Here is a 10884-nt window from a genome sequence, read left to right on the forward strand (position 1 = left end):
CGGGTAACTCTACACTATTACTTCATGAATAAGTTGCTATTCGTCAAGCTTTCGGGTAAACCTACACTATTACTTCATCAATAAGCCGCTATTCGTCAAGCTTTCGGGTAACTCTACACTATTACTTCATGAATAAATTGCTATTCGTCAAGCTTTCGGGTAAATCTACACTATTACTTCACGAATAAGTGCTCTCTTATTAATTATTACTTCATATTATCCATTTCTAGTGACACTCCAGTAATTTCGGAACATACAAACATAAATTGTTGCGAAATTTTAAGAGGCACTATGTATTTCTTCTTTTAAAATTCCAATATCATTACAATTTTTTAATAATGAGTTGCAATTTTTAAGTAATTCACATGATTGTTTCGCAGAAATTTTAAAACAGTATATTTATAATCAAAACTTGTAATTAGCTTCTATAAAGAGTAGAAAAGTTTATAATTATATAGTGAATATTGTATATAGGAGGATTATATGAAGATAAAAAAATCGCTTGCTCATCGTCAGTTAATCGCTTTAAAAAAGAGGGGGCATTTGAATAGCCATGAGAATCAATATTTGAGATATCTGAATTTAGGATATGAAGGAGAAATCAGTTTTTCTAATAATTTTGATCGCATTATGTCCGAATTTTGTACAACTATTCATGACTTTAGATTTATAATCAACGGATCTGAACGACAAATTGACACGTTAGCAATATTTAATAATAAGATAGTACTTTTTGAAGTAAAAAACTATAACGGCAATTTAGTATTTCAAGACAATAATTTTTATACCTTTAAAACAAATCGACTATTGAAGTCTCCAATACAACAAATTAACGATACTAGTGATAAATTTACTCAATTGCTGCAGCAATTAAATTATAGTATTCCTATTGAAAAATATGTGATTTTTCTTAACAATAACTTTCATCTTTTTAATGCGCCGATTGATGAAATGATTGTTACAAACGCGCAACTTCCAGCATTTCTTGAAAATTTGAAGAAAAACAATTTCCCACTAAAATCTCATGCCAATTCGATTAGACAACGTATATTAATGTGTTACAACGAAATAACTCGTCAATGCGATGTTAATTATACGTTCAACACTATAAATAAAGGTATTTTTTGTAGATTAGATGGTGAGAAATTAGTCGAAAATGGTCATGAAAAATATATTTGCAAACAGTGCGGTAGTTTTTATCATCAAAAAGATATAATTATTGAAGTTATCCAGGATTTTCAGAGCTTATTTCCAGACGAAAAAGTGACTTATAAAAATATATATGACTTCACGGATGGTCGCATTTCGTATTATAAATTGAGAAAAATTATGAATCGCTATTACGAAAGAATTGGTACAAGTCGTATGGTCTATTTTGTGGATAAAGAAAATGATCACTAACAAATTAACGGTTACGTCTAGAATTGATAGTTCTTCTTTATGTTTCTGTGTAGCTCCTATTCACTTTTTCTTAATGAATGTGACGCTGTTCATCAAGGGTTCGGGTAACTCTACACTATTACTTCATGAATGCGACGCTGTTCATCAAGGATTCAGGTAACTATTCACTTTTTCTTAATGAATGCGACGCAGTTCATCAAGGGTTCGGGTAACTCTACACTATTCCTTAGCGAATGAGCCTTTATTCATTAAGTTACAGTGTAACTTCCCACAATTTCTTCACGAATAAACCTTTATTCGTCAAACATTCGAGTAACCATACACTATTATTTAATGAATAAAAACCCCCTCACACCATGTGAGGGGGCACAAACTTCTATTATCCAATTACAGCTTGTAGTAATCAACCGCGATTTGTGCGCCGATTTTTGCGTTGTTGTATACGAGGTTGATGTTAGCTTCTAAGCTTTTTCCGTCTGTTTTTTCAACGATTGCTTTTAATAAGTAAGGTGTTGCTTCTTTACCGCCGACACCGTCTTTTTCCATTTGTTCTACCGCTTCTTGGATCACACCGTTGATGTAGTCTTTGTCGAGTGCTTCATCTTCAGGAATTGGGTTTACGACGCTCGTACCACCTTCAAGTCCTAAATCGTGTTTTGCTTTAATAACTTTTGCGATATCTTCTGTCGTATCGAAGTGTGATGCGAGTTTAAGTCCGCTTTCTCTCGTGAAGAATGCTGGTAACTCTTCTGTTTGATATCCAATTACTGGTACACCTTTTGTTTCAAGGTATTCTAATGTTCTTGGTAAGTCTAAAATAGATTTCGCACCTGCAGAAATTACGACGACGTCTGTTTTACCAAGTTCGTCTAAGTCTGCTGATACGTCCATATGCTCTTCATATCCGCGGTGTACCCCACCGATTCCACCTGTAACGAAGAATTTGATTCCTGCTAGGTTCGCACAAATCATTGTAGATGCTACAGTCGTCGCACCGAGTGTTTTCATTGCGATAACTTCTGCTAAGTCACGACGAGATACTTTAGTAACGTTACGTCCTTCTTTAGCAAGTAGTTCTAAATCGTCTTCAGTAAGTCCAACTTTAATACGGCCGTCCATAATTGCGATTGTCGCTGGTACTGCACCGTTTTCTCTAATGATTTCTTCAGTCTTTTTCGCCATCTCTACGTTTTGGGGATACGGCATTCCGTGAGAAATAATAGTCGACTCTAATGCAACCACTGGTTTATTATTTTCTAATGCTTCTTGTACTTCTTTTGTAAGATCAATTAAATGATTCATTCCTATAAGCCTCCAAATCTAATTTTAACTGCTTTTCTGTTAAATCTTGACGTACTGTAAAATCTGTTTCAATCGTTTTTGTTGAGTTGACCATACCAAGTTCAATACAGTCATCTATACTATACCCATTTAGCCAACCGTAAATCACTGCGCTAGAAAAACTATCGCCAGCTCCTGTTACGTCGACGACGCGGTTCGATTTTTTAATTGGGTAAATCTTTTCATAATCTTTAGACGCATACGCTAAAGATTTAGATCCGTTCGTTACGATGACGTTAGACACACCGCGTGCGTTCCAAAGCTTCGCACCTTCCATTAAATCTTCATCCGTCTGAATGACCATATTAAACTGCGCTTCGGTCTCATCGCGGTTTACAATCAACCAGTCCACTGGCTCTAAATAATCCGGCAGACGCTCCATTTTCGGTCCAGATACAGGAATAAATACGAGCTTAATATCGTGTTTTTCTGCATATGCCACTAAAAATTCAAGCGTCACTTTCGGAACGTTTAAATCCGCTACAATACATTTTGCACGCTTTAAAATATACGTCTGACGAATTAGTACTTCAGGTGTGAATTCATCGTAAATACTCATATCCGCAAAACCGTACTCCATTTCGCCTTCACGGTTTATTAATGCGGTATATGCGCCTGTATTTTTCCCTTCGATGATTTCAGTAAAATCTAAATTAATATACGCTTCAGAAGCTTCTTTTACCTTCAGCCACTCTGCGTCATCACCTCTTGTCGTAATGAGCGCCACATTTTGGCCTAAACGACCCAAGTTCTCAGCGATATTACGCACGACTCCACCGACAGAATGCGCAGAATCAATCGGATTCGACGTTCCATGAATCAACTTTTCATGAACAAAAAACTTCTTATCAATATTCGCTGCACCGACACAGACAATCGGGAACTCTTCATTTAAAACATAAGCTTGTCCCTGAATAAACTCTTTATGCACGAGATCTGCTATAATTCTCGATACACTCGAAGCAGTTAAACCAAGCTTTTTAGACAACTCCGACTGAGAAATAAACGGGTTCTCTTTTATGAGATTTAATACTTCAGTCTCTCTTTGATCCAACAGCCTATCTCCTCTCAAACGATTTCTATCTATTATTATACAGCACATTGATAAAATTTTAGCAGTATAACTTTGTGAAAAATAACGCATTGCTACTGCTCACTTATTTTATCATGACGATATATATTTTTCTATTAATTTTTAAAGCAAATTTGACCCTTTCATTTTTGTATGATATATTTTCTCTAATCGAAATTTTCAGATTTTTATAAAACTTAATATTCAATGTAACAAGAGGCCGCGGTGCGCTAATAGTAGAATTTTCGAAAGGAGCCATCGCCGAAACGATATGATCGTTGGGACTATTTCTGAATAAGAATAGTACTGTCACTATAAGACGCCCAATCTTATAGTGGTGAGCAGTTGCATTGAGGGCACCGAACTCATGAGTGCCATTTGTACTCATGAGTTTTTTATTTGTAAGGAGGATAATGATGAGATTATTTGGTACTTCAGAAGTGATTGATAACGAATTAGTAATTGGTGGTGTAGCAACTTCTACGCTAAAAGAAGAGTTCGGTACTCCACTCTACGTGTTTGATGAAGCAGGAATCGATGAAAAAATTAATCTATTTAAAAATCATTTTAAATCAAGTATTTTTAACACAAATATTATATACGCTGGAAAAGCGTTCTTATGTAGTTATTTAGTTAAGCAATTAAAATCTCATCAACTGTCACTTGACGTTGTGAGTGGTGGTGAACTGTTCGTAGCGAAACATTCAGGATTTCTCGGTAACAATATTTACTTTCACGGTAACGCAAAAACCAATGAAGAACTCGAATTTGCAGTAAGAGAAAATGTCGGTACGATTGTTTTAGACAATTTAAGTGAAGCAACTATATTAAACAATATTTTAAGTAACTTAAATAAAACACAACGTGTCTTGTTAAGAGTCAACCCAACGATTGAAACAGATACACATAAATATATTCAAACGTCTAACGACGATTCTAAATTTGGAATGACATTTCAAGAAGCTTTACAGTTTTTAGTGGAACTTAATCATTTAAATCATTTAGATTTTAAAGGGTTTCATTGTCATATCGGATCACAAATTTTTGATTCAGAGTCTTATTTTACTGAAGCAAAACGTATGATTGAATTTTATAGCGACGTTCAAAAAGAGTTCAATTTAAAACTCGATGAATTAAACTTAGGTGGCGGATTTGGTGTTTACTACACTAAAGGTGATCAGCCGCTTCAACTCGAAATTTTTTTAAATGAATATATAGACGTACTCGAAAATTATATCCGTGAATATGATATTGATGTTGAAACTATCTCTATTGAACCTGGTCGATCATTAATTAATGATTTTGGAACTACTTTATATAACGTCTCTCATATTAAGCCGTCAAGTCACTTTGACTTTTTACTGATCGACGGTGGTATGAACGACAACTTACGTCCTTCTTTATACGAAGCAAAATACACTGCGGCAATTGCTAATAATATGACTACGAATAAAACAACTGATTACCGAATTGCCGGTAAGTTATGTGAAAGTGGCGATGTCTTAATAGAAAATATTAAGTTACCAAAAGCTAACATTAACGACACACTTGCAGTACCATCCACTGGTGCGTATACAGAGTCGATGGCGTCAAACTACAACAAAATCCCGCGAGGCGCAGTCGTATTTGTTAAAGATGGTGAAACGCATCTTGCAGTAAAAAGAGAAACTTACGAAGATTTAATAAGAAATGAGGTCTTTTAAAATGGAACGACTCGTCATGAAATTTGGAGGCTCGTCTTTAAAAGATTTAGAAAAGATTAAAAGTGCGAGTGACATCATACTAGAAAAAAGTAAAACAGAAGAAGTCGTTGTCGTCGTTTCAGCAATGGGAGACTCGACGAATGAATTATTAGATATGGCACATGCATTGTCCACGACACCGTCTAAACGTGAACTCGACATGCTCGTTTCAACTGGAGAAAACAAAAGTGCTGCACTCCTTGCAATTCACTTAAATGAATCAGGGCACCCTGCTGTCGCGTTAACTGGATTTCAAGCTGGATTTAAAAGCGACGGTGTTCACGGTAAAAATAAAATTACTGACGTAAATATAGAACGTATAGAAAATCATTTAAGACAAAATGAAATCGTCGTCGTGACTGGATTCCAAGGAATAAATCCTCTAGGAGATATTACAACGTTTGGTCGCGGAGGATCAGATACGTCAGCTGTTGCCCTCGCTGTAAAATTAAATGCGAAATGTGCAATTTATACGGATGTTTCCGGCATTTACTCTATTGACCCGAGAATTTATAGTGACGCGAAAAAGTTAAACGTCGTCACATACGAAGAACTCATGGAAATGGCGCATCTCGGCACAAAGGTCATTGAACCAAGAAGTGTTGAACTTGCGTATAAATTTAATGTCCCGATGGAAGTTTTATTAAACGATGGTAAAACAAAAGGCACAAAAGTACTGGAGGCTTATGATATGGAAGATACAAAACTAACAAGTGTCTCAAAATTAGATGACGTTGTACTCGTTATTATTCACGATACAAAAGACGTCAATATTTCAAATATCTTTTTAGAACTCGCTAAAGAAAACGTCAACGTAGATATTATTAGTCATACACGGTTAAACGATAGAAAAGAAGTGACGTTTACGAGTGAAAAATCATCGATAGAAGATACGAAACGAGTGCTTACAGAGCTTAACCTAGATTATGAAATTAAAGATAACCTATCCAAAGTCTCAATCGTCGGTACTGCGATGCGTAGTCAAGTCGGTATCGCTGCACAAGTGTTTGAATTGTTCGTTAAAGAAGATATTTTCTTCTATGAAATTTCAACGTCAGAAATTAGTATTTCATATGTCGTCGATAGCAAAATCGTAGATGACGTCGTAATAAAACTCGGAAAACATTTTGATCTTTAGGAGGAATTTACAATGAATATTGGAATTATTGGTGCAAGTGGCACAGTTGGACGTACGATTTTACAAGTGTTAGAAGAAAGAAATTTTAACGTCGATGAACTTTATCTATTTAGTTCTAAAAAATCCGCAGGAGAAACAATTACTTTTAGTGGTAAAGATTATACGTTAGAAGAATTAGAAGAATCAGTATTTGATAGAGACATCGACGTACTATTCTTTGCTGCAGGTGGCGCAGTTTCAGAGAAATTTATCCCCCTTGCAAAAGAAAAAGGTATTGTTGCGATTGATAATAGTAGCGTGTACCGAATGGATGAAAACGTGCCGTTAATCGTCCCTGAAGTAAATAGAGACGATTTAAATGATGAAACTCTCATTGCAAATCCGAACTGCTCAACAATTCAATCAGTCGTTGCGTTAAAGCCGCTTCAAAAGTTCGGAATTAAACGTATTACGTATACGACGTATCAAGCCGTATCAGGATCTGGTGTCGGTGGTATTGAGGACTTAAAAAACGGTACGACGAATACGTATCCGTATAACATTCAACAAAGTGTTTTACCACACATCGATGTATTTTTAGATAACGGCTATACAAAAGAAGAAATGAAAATGATTGAAGAAACGAAAAAAATTTTAAATGATGATCAGTTAAAAGTAACCGCAACAACGGTGCGTGTCCCTATTGAAAATGGTCACGCAGTCAATATTGACATCGAATTTGAACAAGATTTTGATATTAAAGATATTTATAAAGCACTAGAAGAAGCTGAAGGTGTTGTTATTAAAGACGATATTGAAAATTTAGTTTACCCGATTACTGAAGACGCAAATGGTACAGATAACGTATATGTCGGTAGAATCCGTAGAGACTATAGTACAGATAACGGTATTCATATGTTCGTCACTGCGGACAATATCCGTAAAGGTGCAGCGACAAATTCTGTTCAAATTGCAGAAATTTTAAATTAAGGAGAGATTATTATGTTATTTAAAGGTTCAGGTGTAGCGATTGTTACACCATTTACAAACACAGGTGACATTGATTTTGAAGCACTCGGTGAACTTATTGAATTTCAAATTAAAGAAGGAATCGATGCTATTATTTCAATCGGTACTACTGGTGAAGCAGCAACATTGTCTATTGATGAAAAACTTGAAGTCATTAATTTTACAATCGACAAAGTAAATCGACGTGTACCAATCATCGTCGGTACAGGAAACAATAACACCAAAGACGCAGTCTCATTTAGTAAAGAAGTGTCAGAATTAGACGTCGACGGACTTCTCGTCGTCTCCCCTTTCTATAATAAAGGTACAGACACTGGTTTAATTGAACACTTTACTGAGATCGCAAACGTCAGCAAGGTCCCTGTAATGCTCTACTCAGTTCCAGGACGTACGGGTCATAATATTCCACTAAACGTTGTTGTTGAATTATCTAAACATAAAAATATTTGTGGTATTAAAGATGCATCCGGTGATTTATCGTATACGATGAATATTAGAAATAATACACCTGATGAATTCCAGATTATTTCAGGAAATGATGATCTAACTGTACCGATGCTAGCTGTCGGTGCTGAAGGAGTAATCTCAGTCGTTGCAAATGTCTTCCCGAAAGAAACGAGTGAGATGGTCCATAGTTTCTTAAACGGTGACTCTAAAAAATCAAAAGAGTTACAGTTAAAATTATTACCATTTATAGAAGCGGCGTTTTCTGATGTGAGTCCAGTACCAATTAAATACGCGACTCACTTACTCGGGTTTGGTACACCAGAGTTAAGATTACCTCTTACAGTCGCTGAAGAAAACGTGCAGCAAAGCATTCATCAAACACTAAAGAATTTAAATAGATTATAAGGGTGAAGTCTATGAATATACTACTTGTTGGAATTACCGGTCAAATGGGACAAGTATTAGTTAAAACAATTGAGGATTCAAATCATACAGTTGCTGCTGGTATCGGTCATAGTAATGAAGATCATATATACGATAATTTTAACGATGTGAAGGAAAATATCGATGTAATTATTGATTTTTCATCGCCTGATTTACTCTCTCCTCTACTCGATTTCGCAACAACTAAAAAGATTCCAGTCGTTATTGCAACGACTGGAATTGACAGTATGGAAGAGATCAATAAAGCATCAAAAGAAATTCCTATCGTTTATGCTGGTAACTATAGTCTCGGTATTAACATATTAGAAAAACTTGCTGAAACAGTGTCTCGAGCGTTACAAAATTTTGATATTGAAATTACTGAAACGCACCATAATAAAAAGAAAGATGCACCAAGTGGTACAGCTCACATGTTATTTGATGCGGTAAATAATGGTAGAGATAATACTTTATCGGAAAACTACGGTAGAGAGGGTATGGCGAAAAGAGAAAGTAATGAAGTCGGTATCCACGCCCTAAGAGGTGGTACAGTTGTCGGAACACATACTGTTAGTTTCTTCGGTGAAGATGAAGTATTAGAACTAACACATACCGCATATTCTAAACGAATATTTGCTGAAGGTAGTTTAAAAGCTGCACAATTTATCGTGACAAAAACTCAAGGATTATATGATGTAAATGACATTTTAGAGGTGAAATATAATGAGTAAAATTAACGTAGGTATCGTTGGATATGGAAACTTAGGTCAAGGTGTAGAAACGAGTCTTTCTTATAATGACGACTTTAATTTAGTCGGGGTATTTACTCGTCGTGATCCAAAGTCTTTAAACACGAAAGCATACCATGTTGACGATATATTAGACTTTAAAGAAGATATCGATATTCTTATATTATGTGGTGGATCTAAGAATGACATCCCAAAAACGAGAGAATTTTACAGTACTCACTTCTCTACAGTCGATTGTTATGATAATCACCAAGATTTACTCAACCATTATAATATTTTAGATAAAATCACAAAGGACAAGGAAAACGTATCGATTATTGGTACAGGTTGGGACCCTGGAGTGTTCTCTGTACAAAAACTATATAGTGAATCATTTTTACCAAATGGTGAATCATATACATTTTATGGTCCTGGTCTATCTCAAGGGCATAGTGACGCTGTTAGACAAGTAGATGGTGTGAAATACGGCGCGCAATATACACTTCCAAATGATCACCTCGTCAAAGAAATCGAAGACGGTAAAGAAGTGAATTATACAAAAGAATCTGCACATATTCGTGACGTATATATCGTGAGTGATAATTCTAGAAATGATGAAGATATTAAAAATGATATTATTAACATGCCAGACTACTTTAAAGGCTATGAAACGAATGTCTACTTTATCTCTGAAGATGAATTTAAAGAACACCACCAAAATTTAAATCATGGTGGATATGTATTAAGACGTGGGTTTACGAATAACAATCAAGCAACTTATAAAATAGAATTAAACTTAGACAGTAACCCAGAATTTACAGCATCTGTCGCAGTTGCCTCTGCTCGTGCTGCTTATCGGTTTTTAAACGATAAAAACTACGGTGCGAAATCATTATTCGACGTTCCACCAAGCTATTTATCAAGACGCACAACTGAAGAGATGATTCAGTCATTACTATAAGTCCTACATTATGTAGGACTTTTTTAATACAAAAAAACACCACACATTGCTGTGTGGTGTAAACATCGATCAATAATTACTTATTCAATTATTTTTCTTCGTTTTCTTTACGTCTTCTTCCAAGTACTAATGCACCCATTCCAGCGAATAATGCTGCAGTACCTGCAATTAGACCTTTATTATCTTGAGCTTCACCAGTGTTTGGTAATACTTTTTCTGAGTTAGTAGTTGTAGCTGCATCAATTTCTGCTGCTTTTGCAACACCTGACTCAGTTCTAGAAACTTCTTTACCTGATTCTGGAGCTGAAGCATTTCCATCAGTTTCATTGTCTAAACCTGCGCCTACAACGATTTGTACTGGTTCAGAAATATTACCATCTTTATCTACTTGAACTGCTGTAATAATGTCGCCTGGTTTAAGTTCTACACCCTTAGGTACATTAACCGTCCAGTTACCATCATTGTCAACAATTGCTTGTCCTGTAGATCCATCTGGGAATTCAACAATAACCGTATTTCCTGGTGTACCTTCACCAGTCACTTGTTTATCACCAGCATTTGGCTGATTGATTGTTGGTTTGTCAACAACAACATCTGGTTTTTCTACAGTTACTGTAACTTCA

10 protein-coding genes and 1 riboswitch are annotated in these 10884 nt (G+C 35.5%); of the genes, 7 read left to right on the plus strand and 3 right to left on the minus strand.

What is annotated here, in order from left to right; all coding sequences use genetic code 11:
- Positions 1-483 precede the first annotated feature (483 nt).
- Positions 484-1401, plus strand: coding sequence for a nuclease-related domain-containing protein (locus HMPREF2767_RS05660; RefSeq protein WP_070622991.1), 918 nt, complete (start codon positions 484-486; stop codon positions 1399-1401).
- Between the two features lie 387 nt (positions 1402-1788).
- Here the strand turns inward: HMPREF2767_RS05660 and HMPREF2767_RS05665 are convergent, their stop codons facing one another.
- Entirely contained in the window at positions 1789-2703 is a 915-nt protein-coding gene (locus HMPREF2767_RS05665) for a pseudouridine-5'-phosphate glycosidase (RefSeq protein ID WP_068130423.1), read from the minus strand.
- Positions 2687-3796 carry a PfkB family carbohydrate kinase gene (locus HMPREF2767_RS05670; protein WP_068130426.1) on the minus strand — a complete coding sequence of 370 codons (1110 nt, stop codon included), beginning with the start codon at positions 3794-3796 and terminating at the stop codon, positions 2687-2689. Before HMPREF2767_RS05670 ends, HMPREF2767_RS05665 begins: the two co-directional genes overlap by 17 nt.
- Positions 3797-4022: 226 nt before the next feature.
- Positions 4023-4167, plus strand: a riboswitch (Lysine riboswitch).
- A gap of 63 nt (positions 4168-4230) precedes the next feature.
- On the opposite strand from HMPREF2767_RS05670, the gene lysA reads away from it, so the two are divergent.
- Genes lysA through HMPREF2767_RS05700 form a run of 6 tightly spaced genes read left to right on the plus strand, consistent with a single transcriptional unit; the run spans position 4231 to position 10261 of the window.
- Entirely contained in the window at positions 4231-5517 is a 1287-nt protein-coding gene (gene lysA, locus HMPREF2767_RS05675) for a diaminopimelate decarboxylase (protein WP_070622994.1), read from the plus strand.
- A 1-nt stretch (position 5518) separates the two neighbouring features.
- Entirely contained in the window at positions 5519-6694 is a 1176-nt protein-coding gene (locus HMPREF2767_RS05680; protein ID WP_070622996.1) for an aspartate kinase, read from the plus strand.
- A gap of 12 nt (positions 6695-6706) precedes the next feature.
- The gene (locus HMPREF2767_RS05685; protein WP_070622999.1) at positions 6707-7663 is read left to right on the plus strand and encodes an aspartate-semialdehyde dehydrogenase; all 957 of its coding nucleotides are present in this window, start codon (positions 6707-6709) and stop codon (positions 7661-7663) included.
- 12 nt (positions 7664-7675) lie between these two features.
- Entirely contained in the window at positions 7676-8554 is an 879-nt protein-coding gene (gene dapA / locus HMPREF2767_RS05690) for a 4-hydroxy-tetrahydrodipicolinate synthase (RefSeq protein WP_210388777.1), read from the plus strand.
- 11 nt (positions 8555-8565) lie between these two features.
- Entirely contained in the window at positions 8566-9303 is a 738-nt protein-coding gene (gene dapB / locus HMPREF2767_RS05695) for a 4-hydroxy-tetrahydrodipicolinate reductase (protein WP_070456245.1), read from the plus strand.
- Positions 9296-10261 carry a diaminopimelate dehydrogenase gene (locus HMPREF2767_RS05700; RefSeq protein WP_070623002.1) on the plus strand — a complete coding sequence of 322 codons (966 nt, stop codon included), beginning with the start codon at positions 9296-9298 and terminating at the stop codon, positions 10259-10261. Before dapB ends, HMPREF2767_RS05700 begins: the two co-directional genes overlap by 8 nt.
- 88 nt (positions 10262-10349) lie before the next feature.
- Here HMPREF2767_RS05700 and HMPREF2767_RS05705 read toward each other — a convergent pair.
- Positions 10350-10884, minus strand: a 535-nt coding sequence (locus HMPREF2767_RS05705; protein WP_070623005.1) for an Ig-like domain-containing protein, incomplete at its 5' end; no start/stop codon positions are given.

Origin of the sequence: Nosocomiicoccus sp. HMSC067E10 (assembly GCF_001810835.1) — a bacterium.
GTDB lineage: Bacteria > Bacillota > Bacilli > Staphylococcales > Salinicoccaceae > Nosocomiicoccus > Nosocomiicoccus ampullae_A.

What these genes read in the sequence shown, in the direction of transcription:
- lysA (WP_070622994.1), top strand. Translation starts at nt 4,231, where the DNA reads ATGAGATTATTTGGTACTTCAGAAGTGATTGATAACGAATTAGTAATT.
- HMPREF2767_RS05685 (WP_070622999.1), top strand. Translation starts at nt 6,707, where the DNA reads ATGAATATTGGAATTATTGGTGCAAGTGGCACAGTTGGACGTACGATT.
- HMPREF2767_RS05660 (WP_070622991.1), top strand. Translation starts at nt 484, where the DNA reads ATGAAGATAAAAAAATCGCTTGCTCATCGTCAGTTAATCGCTTTAAAA.
- HMPREF2767_RS05700 (WP_070623002.1), top strand. Translation starts at nt 9,296, where the DNA reads ATGAGTAAAATTAACGTAGGTATCGTTGGATATGGAAACTTAGGTCAA.
- dapA (WP_210388777.1), top strand. Translation starts at nt 7,676, where the DNA reads ATGTTATTTAAAGGTTCAGGTGTAGCGATTGTTACACCATTTACAAAC.
- HMPREF2767_RS05665 (WP_068130423.1), bottom strand. Translation starts at nt 2,703, where the DNA reads ATGAATCATTTAATTGATCTTACAAAAGAAGTACAAGAAGCATTAGAA.
- dapB (WP_070456245.1), top strand. Translation starts at nt 8,566, where the DNA reads ATGAATATACTACTTGTTGGAATTACCGGTCAAATGGGACAAGTATTA.
- HMPREF2767_RS05680 (WP_070622996.1), top strand. Translation starts at nt 5,519, where the DNA reads ATGGAACGACTCGTCATGAAATTTGGAGGCTCGTCTTTAAAAGATTTA.